The following is a 16,795-nucleotide window of genomic DNA, read 5'->3' as shown; positions in this document are numbered from 1 at the left end:
GGGCCCGGGACGTCTCGTCTCGGGCCCGCCGTCCACATCGGGAAAGGACGGTCGCGGTGCCCAAGGTCAGTGAGCACCACCTCGCCGCGCGCCGAAGTCAGATCCTCGACGGCGCCCGGCGTTGCTTCGCCGAATACGGCTACGACGGCGCCACCGTGCGCCGCCTCGAGGAGGCCACGGGTCTCTCCCGCGGCGCAATCTTCCACCATTTCAAAGACAAGGACGGGTTGTTCCTCGCGCTTGCGCAGGAGGACGCCAAGCGGATGGCCGACGTGGCCGCCAACGAAGGCCTGGTGCAGGTCATGCGCGACATGCTGTCCTCGCCCGACCAGTTCGACTGGCTCGGTACCCGGCTCGAGATCACGCGGCGCCTGCGGACCGATCCGGAGTTCGCCAAGGAGTGGACCCAGCACTCCGCGGAACTGACCGCTGCGACCGTCGGGCGTCTGGAACGGCAGCGCGAAGCCGGTCGCCTGCGCGACGACGTGCCCACCGAGGTTCTGGTGGGCTACCTGGACCTGGTGCTCGACGGGCTCATCGCCCGCCTCGCCTCCGGGCATGCCGAAAAGGAACTGTGCGCAGTCCTCGACCTCGTCGAAGAATCGGTGCGGCGCCGGGACTGATCCCGGCGACGTCCGTCACGCGCTCTTGTCGGCTGTTGCCCTGCGGCGATTCGGCCCACCTCGCCCGCGAAGCTGGACGTCCGACTCCACCAGCACGTTGTGGACGAAACCGTAGGAACGTCCGGTTTCGTGGGCGAGGGTGCGAATGCTTGCACCTGCCTCGTAGCGGCGTTTGAGTTCCGCTTGCAATCGGTCCCGCGAATCCCCGGTGATCCGGGTTCCCTTCGCGAACGTCGTCTGGCCACGATCGGGATTTCGCACCATCGGTTCCTCCCGGCACCTCGACAAAGGTCCTGGTTCAAGGCTAAAGGACCGAAACGATCACCGAAGCGGATCGGATCGGATCATGCGAGCTGGATGAGCTCCAGGTAGTCCTGGGACCAGTGATCCTCGGTGCCGTCCGGCAGCATGATGACCCGTTCCGGGTTGAGAGCCTCGGCCGCGCCGGGATCGTGTGTCACGAGCACGACCGCCCCCTCGTAGCTGCGGAGCGCGTCGAGCACCTGCTCACGGGAGACGGGGTCGAGGTTGTTGGTCGGCTCGTCGAGGAGCAGCACGTTCGCTGCCGACGACACCAGACCCGCAAGCGCAAGCCGGGTCTTCTCGCCGCCGGACAGCGTGCCGGCCGGCTGATCGAGTTGCGGCCCGGTGAACATGAACGCACCGAGCAGACCGCGCAGATCCTGTTCACCCGCGTCGGGCGCGGCGTGGCGGATGTTCTCCCACACCGACGCCGAGTCGTCGATCGTGTCGTGCTCCTGAGCGAAGTAACCCACCTTGAGCCCGTGACCCGGCACGAGTTCGCCGAGATCGGGCTTCTCCGTCCCGGCGAGCAGACGCAGAAGCGTGGTCTTACCGGCGCCGTTGAGACCGAGGATCACCACGCGGGTGCCCCGGTCGATGGCGAGGTCGACACCCGTGAAGATCTCGAGCGACCCATAGACCTTGGTCAGGTTCTTCGCCATGAGCGGGGTCTTGCCGCACGCGGCAGGCGTGGGGAACCGGATCTTCGCGACCTTGTCCGCGACCCGCACGTCGTCGAGATCGTTGAGAAGCTTGTCGGCGCGCTTGGCCATGTTCTGCGCGGCGGTGGCCTTGGTGGCCTTCGCTCCGAGCTTGGCAGCCTGCTTGTGCAGGGCCGACGCCTTCTTCTCCGCGTTGGCGCGCTCCCGGCGCCGACGCTGTTCATCGGTAGCGCGGGCGTCGAGGTACTTCTTCCAGTCCATGTTGTAGATGTCGGCTTCGCCGCGCACCGCGTCGAGGAACCAGACTTTGTTGACGACATCGGCGAGCAGATCCACGTCGTGGCTGATCACGATCAGGCCGCCGTCGTGGCTCTGCAGGAAGCCTCGCAACCAGGTGATGGAGTCGGCGTCGAGGTGGTTCGTCGGCTCGTCCAGCAGCAGGGTCGTGTTCGACTTGCCGCCCGAGCCGTCGGACGCCGCGAACAGGATGCGCGCGAGTTCCACGCGGCGGCGCTGGCCACCGGAGAGCGTGTGCAGGGCCTGGCCGAGGACGCGGTCGGGCAATCCGAGGCTGTTGCAGATGCGGGCCGCCTCCGACTCGGCCACGTATCCGCCGAGCGTCGAGAAGCGTTCCTCGAGAGATCCGTACTTCCGGACGGCACGGTCGCGGATCTTCTCGTCGACCGATTCCGCCATCAGTGCCTGTTGCTTCTCCATGCCCCGCAACAGTTCGTCGAGTCCTCGAGCGGACAGCACCCGGTCCTTCGCGAGGACGTCGAGGTTGCCCTCCTTGGGGTCCTGCGGGAGGTAACCCACTTCCCCGGATCGGATCACGGTGCCGGCATACGGCTCGCCTTCGCCCGCGAGGATCCGCAGCGTGGTGGTCTTGCCCGCGCCGTTGCGCCCCACCAGACCGATCCGATCGCCGGCCTGCACCCGCAGCGCCGACCCGGGCGCGGAGAGCAGGGTCCGCACACCTGCGCGGACTTCGAGATCGGTAGCGGTGATCACAGGCAAGAACTCCTAGACGACGACGGGGTGGGTGCCATGAACCGCGAGGCGGGGCACACGAACTACCCAGTTTACCCTGTTCGTCCGCGTTCCCAGCCGTGAGATGCACTACTACGCACGCGCAAGCGCCGCTGCGGATGCCGCGTCCGGGCGCGCTTCGGCAGACTGCGCCGGCGCCCGCCTACTCTGTGGTCGTGCCTGTCTCCTCCCCCACCGACGTGCTGGTCGCCGGACTCGGTCCCGCGGGGCGGGCAGTCGCCGCCCGCGCCGCCCGCGCCGGTCTCGACGTGATCGCCGTGGATCCCCAACCGTCGCGGCGGTGGACGGCGACATACGGGGCGTGGCGGGACGAACTCCCGTCGTGGCTGCCGGAGCGCGTCACCGCGGCGGAGGTCGCCACCCCTGCGGTATGGGCCTCGACGCTCCACGAGTTGACCCGGCCGTACCGGATCCTCGACACAGCCCGGCTCCAGGACTGCCTCGATCTCGAGGAGGTGTCCGTGGTGCGCGGGCGGGTGGACACGATCGACGCGCACAGCGCGGTCCTGAGCACCGGCGACCGGATTCGCGCCCGGTACGTGATCGACGCGCGGGGGGTGCCCGCGGGCCCGGATCGCGCCGCGCAAACCGCCTTCGGGCGGGTGCTCGACGACGCCACCGCCGCATCCGCCCTGGAAGGGCAGCAGGCCTGGTTCATGGATTGGCGGCGCGACAACGGCACCGACTCCTCCGATGTCCCGTCGTTCCTGTACGCGATGCCGCTGGGCGGCGGGCTCACCCTCCTCGAGGAAACCTGCCTGGTGGGGCGGCCGCCTCTGACGCTCCCGGAGTTGCAGCGACGACTCGACGTCCGGCTGGCGGCGCGGGGCATCGCGACCGGGGACCCGGAACGGACCGAGAAGGTGCGGTTCGCTGTGGAAGGCATCCGTAGCGAGCCCGGGGTGGTCGGATTCGGCGCGCGGGGCGGACTCATGCACCCCGCGACCGGCTATGCCGTCGCGACGGCCCTCTCCACGGCGGACGCCCTCGTCGCCTCCGTGCTCGCCGGGTCCGATCCGCGGCAGGTGCTGTGGCCGGCGTCCGCCCGTGGTGTCGCCGCGCTGCGTGGCCTGGGGTTACGTGTGCTGCTCCGGCTCGACGCGCAGTCCGCCGCAGCCTTCTTCGACGAGTTCTTCGGTCTGCCCACCGAGCAACAGCGGGCCTACCTCTCCGGCCGCGCCGATCTCACGGCCGTCGCCGGCACGATGTGGACGCTCTTCCGACGTCTGCCGGGACCCCTGCGCGGCGCTGTTCTGCGCTCGGCGTGGTGACGCACGTCTCTGCGACACCCGGACCGATTTCGGCTTCTTTTCAGCGCATGTCCGGATCGTCGATCATGATGGAGAGATGCGGTCGATTTGGAAAGGTGCCATCGCGTTCGGCCTCGTCAACGTGCCGGTCAAAGTGTATTCGGCAACCGAGTCCCACGACATCAAGTTCCACCAGGTGCACGCCAAGGACGGCGGACGCATCAAGTACCAGCGTGTGTGTTCCGAATGCGGGGAAGTAGTCCCGTTCCAGGAGATCGACAAGGCGTACGACTCCGACAACGGTGAGCGGGTCGTCCTGACCGACGAGGACTTCGAGAAGCTGCCCGCAGCGGAGAAACACGAGATCCCGGTGCTGGAATTCGTGCCGTCCGAGCAGATCGACCCGATGCTCTTCGAGAAGTCGTACTATCTCGAACCGGATTCCACGTCGCCGAAGGCGTATGCCCTGCTGGCCGCGACCCTCGACCAGAGCGACCGGATCGCGCTGGTGCATTTCACCCTGCGGCAACGCACCCGACTCGCCGCGCTGCGCAACCGGGACGGACTGCTGGTGTTGCAGACGCTCCTGTGGCCGGACGAGGTCCGCGCCGCCGAGTTCCCGTCGCTCGACGGGGTCGAGAAACCGAAGCCGCGAGAACTGGCGATGGCGGAGACACTCGTCGAGTCGATGTCGGGCGATTTCGATCCCACCGAGTTCACCGACGAATACCAGGTCGAACTGCGGGCCCTGATCGACGACGCCCTCGCGCGTGGCGGCGAGAAAGTGTTCCAGGTCGCCGAGCCGGACTCCGGCGGTGAAGATGCCGAAGTGCTCGATCTTGTTGCCGCGCTCCAGCGCAGCGTCGAGGCCGCGGGCACGGGGTCCGGTCGCACGTCCGGCAGGGCGTCGGAGGAAAAGTCGTCCGGGTCGTCCTCTGCGAAGAAGACCACCGCGAAGAAGACAGCAGCCAAGAAAACACCGGCCAAGAACGCCGGCGGCAAGGACTCGTCGAGCGACGGGTCTGCGGCGAAGAAGACGACCGCAAAGAAAACCCCGGCGAAGAAGACTGCCGCCAAGAAGTCCCCGGCGAAGAAGAGCAGCGAACGCAAAGGCGCGTGACGCCGGCGGGTCCTGCGACGGCCGCCCGGTTCAGTCCATGGACTCCCCGAGGCGGTGCAGCAGGACGGTGAGTTCGCGAATGTCCGCGGCCTCCCACCCCGACAGCCGCTGACGCCACAGTTCGGTCTCGTCGCCCAGGATCTCGTCGAGTTTGCGTCGGCAGTCCGGGTCGAGTGCCACCAGGCGGGCACGCGCGTCGTCCGGGTCGGGGATGCGTTCGACCAGCCCGAGGCGTGCAGCGCTGTCGATGCGGCGGGTGAGCGTCGATTTCTCGATCGCCAACTCTGCGAGCAGATCCGACATCGCGACCGCGTCGGCACGACGCAGCATCAGCAACATCGGGTAGCAGACCGGGTCCAGCTTCGGGTGCACCGCGCGGGCCCGCTCGGCGATCAGCCTTCGGAAACGCCGTACCACCGCGATCATCTCGTGCTCGAGCGCGACGACGGGATCGGCGGCTACCTCGGCGCCCGGTCCGGGCTCGACGGCCCCGCCCGGTCCGGGCGGGACGCTACCGCCGTCCTCGTCTGCTCGGATATCCGTGTCGGTCACGAAGATCCGCAACTGTCACACGGTGAAGCCGAGCGCGCGCAGCTGCTCGCGACCGTCATCGGTGATCTTGTCGGGGCCCCACGGCGGCATCCACACCCAGTTGATGCGGAGGTCGGGGCACAGGCCGCTGCGCACGAGCGCATTGCGTGCCTGGTCCTCGATCACATCGGTGAGCGGGCATGCGGCGGAGGTGAGAGTCATGTCGACCGTGACGGCGTCTTCGGACTCGGAGATGCCGTACACCAGCCCGAGGTCGACCACGTTGATGCCGAGTTCCGGGTCGACGACATCGCGCATCGCCTCTTCGAGCTCGTCGAGCCGGACCGGATCCAGCGGTGGCACCGTGTCGGCGACCAGCGTCGTGGTGTCTCCGCTGGTGTCGTCGGATGCGGGTGTTGTGGCGCTCTCGGGGTTCGAGGTGCCGGGGGCGGGTTCTGTCATCGGTTCTGTCCTCCGCTCGAAACGGTGTCGGCGTCGCCGGTCCCGAGGCCGGCAGCGTCGCTGCTCCGGTCCACGATCTGCGCGACGGCGTCCTTGAAAGCCATCCAGCCCAGCAGTGCGCACTTGACGCGTGCCGGGTACTTCGACACACCGGCGAAGGCTATGCCGTCACCGAGCACGTCCTCGTCACCTTCGACGGTGCCTCGGCTACCCACCATCTCGACGAAGCTGTCGACCGTCGCGAGTGCGTCGGCGACGGGCATCCCGATCACCTGATCGGTGAGAACCGAGGTGGCGGCCTGGCTGATGGAACAGCCCTGACCGTCGTACGACACGTCGGCCACAGCACCGCCGTCGAGATGCACGCGCAGTGTCACCTCGTCGCCGCACGTCGGATTGACGTGGTGCACCTCTGCGCCGTACGGCTCTCGCAACCCGCGGTGGTGCGGGCGCTTGTAATGGTCCAGGATGACCTCCTGGTACATCTGCTCCATCCGCATCAGCCACGCTCCCCGAAGAATTCCTGGGCGCGCCGCACGGCTGCGCCGAGCGCCCGAACCTCGTCGAGCGTGTTGTACACCGCGAACGACGCGCGAGCGGTCGCCGCGACCCCGAAGCGGCGGTGCAACGGCCACGCGCAGTGGTGACCCACCCGGATCTCCACGCCCTCGTCGTCGAGGATCTGCCCGAGATCGTGGGCGTGGATGCCGTCGACGACGAACGACACTGCGCCGCCACGCTGCTCGGCGGTGGTGGGCCCGATGATGCGCACGCCGGCGATGTCACCGAGTTCGGTGAGCGCCGCGGCGGTCAACTCGTGCTCGTGGGCTGCCACCGCGTCCATGCCGATGTCCTGCAGGTACCGCACTGCGGCACCGAGCCCGACGGCCTGCGACGACATGGGCGAGCCGGCCTCGAATCGCTGCGGGGGTGCCGCGAACGTGGTGGCGTCCATGGTGACCGTCTCGATCATCGAGCCACCGGTGATGAACGGCGGAACGTCGGCGAGCAGGTCGCGGCGGCCGTACAGCACGCCGATCCCGGACGGGCCGAGCATCTTGTGCCCGGAGAACGCGGCGAAGTCGACGCCGAGTTCCCGGAAGTCCACCGCCGCGTGCGGCACCGACTGGCAGGCGTCGAGCACGACGAGCGCTCCGACCGTCCGTGCCCGCCGGACGATCTCCTCGACGGGTGCGACGGCGCCGGTGACGTTGGACTGGTGCGAGAACGCCACCACCTTGACGGCGTCGGTGAGCTCGAGCGAGTCGAGGTCGATCCGGCCCTCGTCCGTGACGCCGTACCAGCGCAACGTCGCGCCGGTACGCCGCGCGAGTTCCTGCCAGGGCACGAGGTTCGCATGATGCTCGAGCTCGGTGACCACGATCTCGTCACCGGGGCCGAGCGCATGCGGGAAACGATCGTCGGCGAAGGCGTACGCCACCAGGTTGAGCGCCTCGGTGGCGTTCTTGGTGAACACCACCTCGTCGGCGTCGACACCGACGAAGCCGGCGATGACGGCGCGGGCACCTTCGTAGGCGTCCGTCGCTTCCTCCGACAACGCGTGCGCGCCTCGGTGGACCGCGGCGTTGCAGGTCGTGAGGAACTCACGTTCGGCGTCGAGGACCTGGACGGGCCGCTGCGACGTCGCACCCGAGTCGAGGTAGACCAGTGGCTTGTCGTCGCGCACCGTCCGCCCGAGGATCGGGAAGTCGGCCCTGATCCGGGCGACGTCGAGCGTCCGCACCGGCACCGTCATCCGATCACGCTCCCTGTGTGTCTGCGGCTGCAGCGTGGGTGAAGCGCTCGTAGCCGTTGGTCTCGAGTTCGTCGGCGAGTTCGGGGCCACCGGACTGGACGATGCGGCCACCGACGAACACATGGACGAACTGCGGCTTGATGTACCGCAGGATCCGGGTGTAGTGGGTGATCAGCAGAACGCCGCCGTGCTCACGTTCCTGGTAGCGGTTCACGCCTTCGGACACCACACGCAGGGCGTCCACGTCGAGCCCGGAGTCGGTCTCGTCGAGGATCGCGATGCGCGGCTTGATGAGTCCGAGCTGAAGAATCTCGTGGCGCTTCTTCTCGCCGCCGGAGAAACCTTCGTTGACGCTGCGCTCACCGAAAGCGGGGTCGATGTCGAGTTCGGTCATCGCTCCCTTCACTTCCTTGATCCAGTGACGGAGCTTGGGAGCCTCGCCCCGGGCCGCCGTCACGGCGGTGCGCAGGAAGTTCGACATCGAGACGCCGGGGACCTCGACGGGGTACTGCATCGCGAGGAACAGTCCGGCGCGGGCACGCTCGTCGACGGTCATCGCCAGCACGTCTTCACCGTTGAGGGTGATGCTGCCGGAGGTCACCTCGTACTTGGGGTGCCCGGCGATCGCGTACGACAGGGTGGACTTGCCGGAGCCGTTGGGCCCCATGATGGCGTGCGTCTCGCCGGAGCGGACGGTGAGGTCGACGCCCTTGAGGATGTCGATGGGCTCGGCGTTCGCATCGGTCTGGGCGACGCGAACGTGCAGGTCCTTGATCTCGAGGACGTTCTCAGGTGTGGACATCGATCAGTGGTTCCTTAAAGAAGAAGTATCGGGGTTACGGGTCGTGCGGAGCCGGTCAGACGCCGACTGCCTCGAGCTCTGCTTCGATGGCGGCCTCGAGACGCTCGCGAATCTCGGGCACCGTGATCCGCTCGAGCAGCTCGTGGAAGAAGCCGCGCACGACGAGGCGGCGCGCCTGATCTTCCGGGATACCGCGCGACCGCAGGTAGAACAGCTGCTCGTCGTCGAAACGGCCGGTCGCGGAAGCGTGGCCGGCACCGACGATCTCGCCTGTCTCGATCTCGAGGTTGGGCACCGAATCTGCGCGGGCACCGTCGGTGAGCACGAGATTGCGGTTGAGCTCGAACGTGTCGGTGCCTTCGGCCGCGGCACGGATGAGCACGTCGCCGATCCACACGGTGTGCGCGTCCGGCTTTCCCGAACCGGGATCGCCCTGCAGAGCGCCCTTGTAGACCACGTTCGACTTGCAGTTGGGCTGCGAGTGGTCGACGAGCAGACGCTGTTCGAGGTGCTGTCCGGCATCCGCGAAGTAGAGTCCGAGCAACTCGGCGTCGCCGCCGGGCCCGTCGTACTTGGTGGTCGCGGACACGCGGACCAGATCACCGCCGAGCGCGACGGTGAAGTGACGGAGCACGGCGTCGCGGCCCAGCCGTGCGTGATGCGCGGCGACATGGACGGCGTCGTCGGCCCAGTCCTGCACCGCGACGACCTTGAGCTGCGCGCTGTCGCCGACGATGAACTCGACGTTCTCGGCGTACGTGCCGCTCCCCCGCTGGTCCACGACCACGGTGGCCCGGGCGAACGCCTCGAGGCGGACCTGCAGGTGCCCGTAGGCGACCTTGCCCTCGCCCGGTCCGGTGACCGTGACGACGACGGGATCGGCGATCTCGGTTTCGCGGCCGACGGTGACGACGGTCGCGGACTCGAACGATGAGTACGCCTGTGCGGCGACGCGGTCGAACGGGACACCGCCCTGGCCGAGTCGTGCGTCGTCGCGGCCCACGGTCTCGATCCGGACGCCGTCGACGGGAGCGACCTCGACGGTGGCGGTGCCGTCGGCGACGGCACTGCCGTCGTGCAGTCCGCGCAGGCGGCGCAGCGGCGTGAAGCGCCAGATCTCGTCGCGTCCGGAGGGAACTTCGAAAGCGTTCACGTCGAACGACGTGAACACCTCACCCTTGTTGGTTGCCGGCTTGCCGGACGGGGCGCGGTTCTCGCCGCGCACCGCGTCCTGGACACCGGTGGCGCCTGTCGGCGCACCGGTGGTGGGAATGTTCTTCGCTTCCGCAGTCATTTAGCCGACTGCCCCTTCCATCTGCAGTTCGATCAGTCGGTTGAGCTCGAGGGCGTACTCCATCGGCAGCTCCTTCGCGATGGGCTCGACGAATCCGCGAACCACCATCGCCATCGCCTCGTCCTCGTTGAGGCCGCGGCTCATGAGGTAGAACAGCTGGTCGTCGCTCACCTTGGACACGGTGGCCTCGTGACCCATGGTCACGTCGTCCTCGCGGATGTCCACGTACGGGTAGGTGTCCGAGCGGCTGATCTGGTCGACGAGCAGTGCGTCGCACTTGACGGTCGACTTGGACCCGTAGGCGCCCTTGTTGACCTGCACGAGACCGCGGTACGACGCGCGTCCGCCACCGCGGGCCACCGACTTCGACACGATGGTCGACGACGTGTGCGGAGCCAGGTGCAGCATCTTCGCGCCCGTGTCCTGGTGCTGGCCCTCACCGGCGAACGCCACGGAGAGCACCTCACCGCGGGCGTGCTCGCCCATCATCCACACTGCCGGGTACTTCATCGTCACCTTGGAACCGATGTTGCCGTCGATCCATTCCATCGAGCCGCCGGCCTCGACCTTGGTGCGCTTGGTCACCAGGTTGTAGACGTTGTTCGACCAGTTCTGGATCGTCGTGTAGCGGCAGTGGCCGCCCTTCTTGACGATGATCTCGACCACGGCGGAGTGCAGCGAGTCGGACTTGTAGATCGGCGCGGTGCAGCCCTCGACGTAGTGCACGGAGGCACCCTCGTCGACGATGATCAGGGTCCGCTCGAACTGACCCATGTTCTCGGTGTTGATCCGGAAGTACGCCTGGAGCGGGATGTCGACGTGCACACCCGGCGGAACGTAGATGAACGAGCCGCCCGACCACACCGCGGTGTTGAGCGCCGAGAACTTGTTGTCACCGGCCGGGATCACCGTGCCGAAGTACTCGCGGAACAGCTCGGGGTGCTCGCGCAGACCGGAGTCGGTGTCGAGGAAGATGACGCCCTGCTGTTCGAGGTCCTCACGGATCTGGTGATAGACGACCTCGGACTCGTACTGGGCTGCGACACCGGAGATCAGCCGCTGCTTCTCGGCCTCGGGGATGCCCAGCTTGTCGTAGGTGTTCTTGATGTCCGCGGGCAACTCGTCCCAGCTCGCGGCCTGCTTCTCGGTCGAGCGCACGAAGTACTTGATGTTGTCGAAGTCGATCCCGTCGAGATCCGACCCCCAGCCCGGCATCGGCTTCTTGTCGAAGGTGCGCAGTGCCTTGAGGCGAATGTCGAGCATCCACTCGGGCTCGCTCTTCTTGGCCGAGATGTCCCGCACGACGTGCTCGGACAGGCCTCGTTGCGCTGCAGCGCCTGCGGCGTCGGGGTCCGACCAGCCGAACTGGTAGTGACCGAGAGAATCGATCGTCTCTTCTTGCGTCAGCGGTGCGCCGGTGGACGTCTGGTCCGAGGTGACGGTCATGCGAGCTCCTTCCGGAGTCTGTGGTGTGGTCGGCGTGGGCTGCGCGCCGACTGTCATCGGGTAGTTCACGAAGTCGGGGGTGGTTCCTGCAGGCGTCAAGAGCTCGGCGGCTCCTTGGCCGGGAGGACCGGCACGTGAGTGGTGCAGAACGCGTCGCCGTTGGCGATGGTCGCGAGCCGCTGCACGTGGGTTCCGAGGATCTCCACGAACGCCTCCTCTTCCGCTTCGCACAGTTCCGGGAACTGCTCGGCCACGTGGGACACGGGGCAATGGTGCTGGCAGATCTGTACGCCCGGGCCGACCCGGCGGGTGGACGCCGCGAATCCCGATGCGGAGAAGGCTCCGGCGATCTCTTCGGCGGTTTCTTCCACGTCCTGACCGGCGGGGTCGATCCCGCTGAGGATCGACTGGACGCGCCGTCGCGCGAAGTCCTCGATTGCGGCTTCGCCCCCGACCCCCCCCCGGGGGCGCCGGGCGGCTGGGCCAAGAGCGGCGTGGGGGGGCCCCCGCCGCCCCCGCCCGACGGCCGTGAGCTGGAAGCGTCGCGCGGGTCTGCCCCTGCCGCGGCCCTGCCGGCGTGACGGTGCGGCGGCCTCGGCTTCACCCGATTCGATCAGGGCGTCGAGGTGGCGACGCACGCCTGCCGCGCTGAGTCCGAGTCGCTCCCCGATTTCGGGTGCGGTGATGGGTCCGTGTTCGACGAGAAGCTTCACCACCGCGGCGCGGGTCTGACCTTCGTGTGCATCGCGACCGGTCGCAGCAGCGCGCGCGACAGGCGCGTGACCTGTGCGTTCTGCTTGCACGTCGAGTGCGGTCGATGATTTCACAACACCAGTGTGACGGAATTCAGGAAACTGTTCCACCAAGGGTGCCCTTCCTCACCCTTCGATCCCGGAGCCGTCCGGTGCCGCGGACGCCGCCCGTTACGCTGCTCGGGTGCCGTCGAACCCACCCCTCAGTCCGAGCGAGAACCCGGTCGCGGCGGGGCGACCCGGCATCGGGCCGCGCATCCTCGACCTGACGCGACGCGCACTCGGACTCGACCGTCCGAGTCCCCGGGCCGACGTCTCCGTCGTGCTGCACGGCGACGAGACCGAGGGTCGTGGGCTCGATCCGGTCGAGACCACGCAGCTGCACCGGATCAGGCTGTTCGGTGCGACCGGCGCCGTACTGATGGCGATCGGTGCGCTCGGCGCCGGGGCGCAACCCGTCCTGCAGAATCCGGTGCAGGGAGTCCGCGGACTCGGCCTGGCCGCACGGATGCCCAGTGCGGCACTGACGGTGACGATGACGGGCATCGTGCTCGTGGTGCTCGCCTGGCTTCTGCTGGGCCGATTCGCCATCGGCCGCCGCGACCCGGACGGACAACCCCGCAGGCTGACGCGCTCCCAGCTCGACCGGACCCTGTTGCTGTGGATCGTGCCGCTCGTCGTCGCACCGCCGATGTTCAGCAAAGACGTGTATTCCTATCTCGCGCAGAGCGAGATCGCGGCGCGCGGACTGGATCCGTATGCCATCGGTCCCGCCGGCGCGCTCGGAGTCGACCATGTGCTGACGCGGACGGTGCCCAACATCTGGCGCGACACTTCGGCGCCCTACGGCCCGGCATTCCTGTGGCTCGGCGAGAAGATCGCGGCGCTCACCGGCGAGAACATCGTCGCCGGAATCTTCGTACACCGGCTCTTCGCGCTGGTCGGGGTCGCATTGATCGTGTGGGCGCTGCCTCGGCTGGCGCGACGCTGCGGGGTCGCGTCCGTGAGCGCACTGTGGCTCGGCGCCGCGAACCCGCTCCTGCTCTTCCACCTGGTTGCCGGCGTCCACAACGAGGCACTGATGCTCGGCCTCATGCTCACCGGCGTGGAACTGGCGCTGCGCGGCGTCTACGTCGACACCCCGGACGGCCGCGCGTACCGCAACCGCGCGACGGCCTGGATCGCCGCGGGTACCGCGCTCATCGCGCTCTCCGCCATGATCAAGTTGCCTTCACTACTCGCACTCGGTTTCGTGGGCATGGCCCTCGCGCGGAGGCGAGGCGGCGGCGTCCGCGCAGTTGTGACCACGGCGGTGATGCTCGGGATCGGCGCCGTACTGGTGATCGGCGTCGTCAGCTGGGGCAGTGGCCTGGGCCTGGGATGGACGCAGACTCTCGGCACCGCCACCGAGGTCCGCAGCTGGATGTCGATTCCGACACTGCTCGGGATGGGCACGGGGCTCGGCGGGGTCCTGCTCGGTCTCGGCGACCACACGACGGCTGTGTTGTCCATCACGCGCCCTATCGCCGCCGTGGTCGCCGCGTTCATCACGGTGCGGATGCTGCTGGCAACCCTGACGGGCCGGATCCACCCCGTCGGCGCGCTCGGCGTCTCGCTCGGCGCGATCGTGCTCCTGTTCCCGGTGGTGCAGCCCTGGTACCTGCTCTGGGCGGTGATTCCCCTGGCCGCGTGGGCGACCCGCCCGATCTTCCGCATTCCCACGATCGCGTTCTCGTCGGTGGTGAGCGTGATCCTGATGCCGAACGGTGGCGAGTATCAGCCGTTCATCATCGTGCAGGCCGCCATCGCCACCATCGCGGTGGTGGGTCTGCTCATCGTCGCGACGCGCAACATCCTGCCGTGGCGGGGTGAGGAGCGCGCACCGGCGCGCCCGCCGGAAACCGCCGACGCCTAGGCTGGAACCCTGTGACCCCGAGTTCTCCCTCCGCCGCAGTGCCGGCCGTGCGCCTGGACGGCGTTGTGAAGACCTATGGGGGCGTCACCGCGGTGGACCGCCTCGACCTGACGGTCGAACGCGCCCAGGTGCTCGCCCTGCTCGGCCCGAACGGCGCCGGGAAGACGACCACCGTCGAGATGTGCGAGGGGTTCGTGACGCCCGATGCGGGCTCCGTCCGGGTGCTCGGACTCGATCCGGTCGCCGACTCCGACGCGCTGCGGCCACGGATCGGCGTGATGCTGCAAGGCGGCGGCGCCTACCCCGGGTCCCGTGCGGGCGAGATGCTCGACCTCGTGGCCGCCTACTCGGCAGATCCCCTCGATCCGGACTGGTTGCTCCATCGTCTCGGCCTGGAGGAAGCGCGGCGTACCCCGTACCGGCGGTTGTCCGGAGGCCAGCAGCAGCGTCTCGCGCTGGCGTGCGCCCTGGTCGGCCGACCCGAACTGGTGTTCCTCGACGAGCCCACAGCCGGTCTCGACGCACAGGCCCGGCTGCTGGTCTGGGAATTGATCGACGCGTTGCGCCGCGACGGCGTGAGCGTGCTGCTGACCACGCACCTGATGGACGAAGCCGAAGAACTCGCCGACGAAATCGTGATCATCGATCACGGCAGCGTCGTGGCGGCGGGAACCCCGGAAGAAGTCATGCGCACCGGCGCGGAGGGACAGTTGTGGGTGACGGCCCCGCCCGCTCTCGACGTGGCACCGCTGCAATCCGCGCTGACCGGCACCTGCCGGGTCCGCGAAGCACTCCCCGGCCGCTACCTGATCGAAGGTGCGGTCGAACCGTCCGTCGTCGCCGCGGCAGCGCAGTGGTGCGAGAAGCTGGGTGTGCTGGCCACCGAGATCCGGGTGGACCAGCGCAGCCTCGAGGACGTGTTCCTCGAACTGACCGGACGGGAGCTGAGAGGGTGAGCGTGACCCACGACCGACTGGCGAACAATCGATTCGCCGAGGGGACCTTCACGCCCCGTCCCACTCCGAATGCGCCGGCGAGGATGCTCGCGGCGCAGACGCGGATGGAGCTGAAACTACTGCTGCGCAACGGCGAGCAGTTGCTGCTGACGATGTTCATCCCCATCACGCTGCTGATCGGTCTCACCCTGCTGCCGATCGCCGATCTCGGTGAGGACCGTGCCGCCCGCGTTCTTCCCGCCGTGATGATGGTGGCGATCATGTCGACCGCCTTCACCGGGCAAGCGATCGCCGTCGGATTCGACCGCAGATACGGTGCATTGAAAAGAATCGGTGCGACCGCACTCCCGAAGTGGGGCATCATCGCAGGTAAAAGCGGTGCTGTCGGGATCGTAGTGGTGCTGCAATCAATTCTCCTCGGAGGAATCGGCGTCGCGCTCGGATGGCGGCCCACCGCGGTGGGACTGCTCGTCGGCGCCGTCGTGATCGCACTCGGAACGGTGATGTTCGCGACCCTCGGACTGTTGCTCGGCGGCACGTTGCGGGCCGAGATCGTGCTCGCGCTGGCGAACATCGTCTGGTTCGTGCTCCTCGGAATCGGCAGCATCGTGCTGCTCGACGATGTCGTTCCTGACGCGCTGCTGCATGTCGTGCGCCTCGTGCCGTCGGGCGCGCTGACGCTGGCGCTCGACACCGCCGTGGCGGGCGGCGTGGACTGGCTGTCGATCGCCGTTCTGGTGGTGTGGACGGCGATCGGCGGGACCGCCGCTGTGAGATGGTTCCGGTTCACCTGATCGGCGCAGCACCCAACTACACGTTGTAGTGGACGACGCCGTAGCATCGGGGCCGTGTTGTATCGCGGCTACCTGAGCCTTGTCGACCGTCTCCCCTTGCCGTCTCTCCGGGCGCAGCGGATCATCGCGTTCCTGACGATCCTCACCCAGGGCGGCATCGCAGTGACCGGTTCCGTGGTCCGCGTGACCGCGTCCGGGCTCGGCTGCCCCACCTGGCCGCAGTGCTTCCCGGGATCGCTGGTCCCGGTCGGGGTGTCGAGCAACGTCCACACCCTGCACCAGGTCGTCGAGTTCGGAAACAGACTGCTCACGTTCGTGGTCGTCGCTGTCGCGGCGGCGATCGTCCTCGCTGTGACCCGGGCGCGCCGTCGCAAGGAAGTGATCGCGTGGGCGTGGCTCATGCCCGCCGGCACCGTGGTCCAGGCGATCCTCGGCGGAATCACCGTCCTCGCGGGCCTGGTGTGGTGGACCGTGGCGATCCACATGCTCGCCTCCATGCTGATGGTCTGGCTCGCAGTCATCCTCTACGCCAAGGTCGGAGAACCGGACGACGGGATCGTCGTGCAGGTGCTGCCCCAGCCGTTGCGCTGGCTCACCGCTCTGTCCGCCGTCGCGCTGGCGGGCGTCCTCGTCCTGGGCACCATGGTGACCGGTGCGGGACCACACGCCGGTGACAAGAGCATCGACAACCCGGTACCTCGCCTCGACCTCGACATCACGATGCTGGTCCACCTGCACGCGGAAGCACTCGTCGGCTATCTCGCGCTGCTCGTCGGGCTCGCGTTCGCCGTGTACGCCCTCCACGCCCCCGAAGCGGTCAAGACCCGACTGAAGGTCGTCCTCGCCCTCGTCGCCGCCCAGGCATGTATCGGACTCGTGCAGTTCTGGACCGACGTGCCTGCCGTGCTGGTCGTGCTGCACGTCGCCGGCGCCGGGCTGTGCACCGCCGCGACCGCCGCCGTCTGGGCCGCCGGACGGATCCGGACCACCGCACCGGTGCCCGAACCGGTCACCGTCTGACGCCTCACGGACAGTCCCCCCATACAGACCTCGGGGCCGTCCACATCGACGATGTGGAC

The 16,795-nt window shown here is 68.2% G+C and carries 17 protein-coding genes; 7 read left to right on the top strand and 10 right to left on the bottom strand.

The window, feature by feature from the left end:
• Nucleotides 1–56: 56 nt before the first annotated feature.
• On the top strand, nucleotides 57–623 hold the full coding sequence (locus TVH25_RS16420) for a TetR/AcrR family transcriptional regulator (protein WP_169621898.1): 567 nt from the start codon (nucleotides 57–59) through the stop codon (nucleotides 621–623).
• A 15-nt stretch (nucleotides 624–638) separates the two neighbouring features.
• Here TVH25_RS16420 and TVH25_RS16415 read toward each other — a convergent pair whose 3' ends face one another.
• Both TVH25_RS16415 and TVH25_RS16410 read right to left on the bottom strand, forming a co-directional pair.
• Complete coding sequence (locus tag TVH25_RS16415; RefSeq protein WP_169621897.1) at nucleotides 639–887, bottom strand: helix-turn-helix domain-containing protein; 249 nt, start codon at nucleotides 885–887, stop codon at nucleotides 639–641.
• An 80-nt stretch (nucleotides 888–967) separates the two neighbouring features.
• Nucleotides 968–2,599 (bottom strand): ABC-F family ATP-binding cassette domain-containing protein, encoded by a 1,632-nt coding sequence (locus tag TVH25_RS16410; RefSeq protein ID WP_169621896.1) that lies wholly within the window; start codon nucleotides 2,597–2,599, stop codon nucleotides 968–970.
• A 194-nt stretch (nucleotides 2,600–2,793) separates the two neighbouring features.
• Between TVH25_RS16410 and TVH25_RS16405 the strand changes: the two genes are divergently transcribed.
• Entirely contained in the window at nucleotides 2,794–3,909 is a 1,116-nt protein-coding gene (locus TVH25_RS16405; protein ID WP_422424838.1) for a lycopene cyclase family protein, read from the top strand.
• Between the two features lie 76 nt (nucleotides 3,910–3,985).
• Nucleotides 3,986–5,008, top strand: coding sequence for a Ku protein (locus tag TVH25_RS16400; protein ID WP_169621894.1), 1,023 nt, complete (start codon nucleotides 3,986–3,988; stop codon nucleotides 5,006–5,008).
• Between the two features lie 30 nt (nucleotides 5,009–5,038).
• Here TVH25_RS16400 and TVH25_RS16395 read toward each other — a convergent pair whose 3' ends face one another.
• The 8 genes from TVH25_RS16395 to TVH25_RS16360 all read right to left on the bottom strand — a co-directional run bounded on the left by TVH25_RS16395 (nucleotide 5,039) and on the right by TVH25_RS16360 (nucleotide 12,126).
• Nucleotides 5,039–5,560 carry a MarR family winged helix-turn-helix transcriptional regulator gene (locus tag TVH25_RS16395; RefSeq protein WP_422424836.1) on the bottom strand — a complete coding sequence of 174 codons (522 nt, stop codon included), beginning with the start codon at nucleotides 5,558–5,560 and terminating at the stop codon, nucleotides 5,039–5,041.
• Nucleotides 5,561–5,575: 15 nt separating this feature from the next.
• Nucleotides 5,576–6,001, bottom strand: coding sequence for a metal-sulfur cluster assembly factor (locus TVH25_RS16390; RefSeq protein ID WP_169621893.1), 426 nt, complete (start codon nucleotides 5,999–6,001; stop codon nucleotides 5,576–5,578).
• Nucleotides 5,998–6,501 (bottom strand): Fe-S cluster assembly sulfur transfer protein SufU, encoded by a 504-nt coding sequence (gene sufU, locus TVH25_RS16385; protein WP_169621892.1) that lies wholly within the window; start codon nucleotides 6,499–6,501, stop codon nucleotides 5,998–6,000. Before sufU ends, TVH25_RS16390 begins: the two co-directional genes overlap by 4 nt.
• Entirely contained in the window at nucleotides 6,501–7,757 is a 1,257-nt protein-coding gene (locus TVH25_RS16380) for a cysteine desulfurase (RefSeq protein ID WP_169621891.1), read from the bottom strand. Before TVH25_RS16380 ends, sufU begins: the two co-directional genes overlap by 1 nt.
• 4 nt (nucleotides 7,758–7,761) lie before the next feature.
• Complete coding sequence (sufC, locus tag TVH25_RS16375) at nucleotides 7,762–8,559, bottom strand: Fe-S cluster assembly ATPase SufC (RefSeq protein ID WP_169621890.1); 798 nt, start codon at nucleotides 8,557–8,559, stop codon at nucleotides 7,762–7,764.
• Between the two features lie 55 nt (nucleotides 8,560–8,614).
• Nucleotides 8,615–9,853: a Fe-S cluster assembly protein SufD gene (gene sufD / locus TVH25_RS16370; RefSeq protein WP_169621889.1), complete on the bottom strand. Its 1,239-nt coding sequence runs from the start codon at nucleotides 9,851–9,853 to the stop codon at nucleotides 8,615–8,617.
• The gene (gene sufB / locus TVH25_RS16365; RefSeq protein WP_169621888.1) at nucleotides 9,854–11,299 is read right to left on the bottom strand and encodes a Fe-S cluster assembly protein SufB; all 1,446 of its coding nucleotides are present in this window, start codon (nucleotides 11,297–11,299) and stop codon (nucleotides 9,854–9,856) included.
• Nucleotides 11,300–11,394: 95 nt separating this feature from the next.
• Complete coding sequence (locus tag TVH25_RS16360; RefSeq protein ID WP_422424833.1) at nucleotides 11,395–12,126, bottom strand: helix-turn-helix transcriptional regulator; 732 nt, start codon at nucleotides 12,124–12,126, stop codon at nucleotides 11,395–11,397.
• Nucleotides 12,127–12,295: 169 nt separating this feature from the next.
• Here TVH25_RS16360 and mptB point away from each other — a divergent pair, with 169 nt between their 5' ends.
• The 4 genes from mptB to TVH25_RS16340 are packed head-to-tail and all read left to right on the top strand — an operon-like array spanning nucleotide 12,296 to nucleotide 16,736.
• The gene (mptB, locus tag TVH25_RS16355; RefSeq protein ID WP_422424839.1) at nucleotides 12,296–13,966 is read left to right on the top strand and encodes a polyprenol phosphomannose-dependent alpha 1,6 mannosyltransferase MptB; all 1,671 of its coding nucleotides are present in this window, start codon (nucleotides 12,296–12,298) and stop codon (nucleotides 13,964–13,966) included.
• Between the two features lie 11 nt (nucleotides 13,967–13,977).
• Nucleotides 13,978–14,922, top strand: coding sequence for an ABC transporter ATP-binding protein (locus TVH25_RS16350; RefSeq protein WP_169621885.1), 945 nt, complete (start codon nucleotides 13,978–13,980; stop codon nucleotides 14,920–14,922).
• Nucleotides 14,919–15,716 (top strand): ABC transporter permease, encoded by a 798-nt coding sequence (locus TVH25_RS16345; RefSeq protein WP_169621884.1) that lies wholly within the window; start codon nucleotides 14,919–14,921, stop codon nucleotides 15,714–15,716. The genes TVH25_RS16350 and TVH25_RS16345 overlap by 4 nt, the downstream gene beginning before the upstream one ends.
• 54 nt (nucleotides 15,717–15,770) lie before the next feature.
• Nucleotides 15,771–16,736, top strand: a complete 966-nt coding sequence (locus TVH25_RS16340; RefSeq protein ID WP_169621883.1) for a COX15/CtaA family protein — start codon at nucleotides 15,771–15,773, stop codon at nucleotides 16,734–16,736.
• The last annotated feature ends 59 nt before the right edge of the window (nucleotides 16,737–16,795 follow it).

The organism is Rhodococcus sp. 7Tela_A2, from assembly GCF_049311045.1.
Classification (GTDB): domain Bacteria; phylum Actinomycetota; class Actinomycetes; order Mycobacteriales; family Mycobacteriaceae; genus Rhodococcus.
The sequence above is the reverse complement of the archived record's forward strand: the minus strand, read 5'-3'. Positions and strand labels throughout refer to the sequence as shown.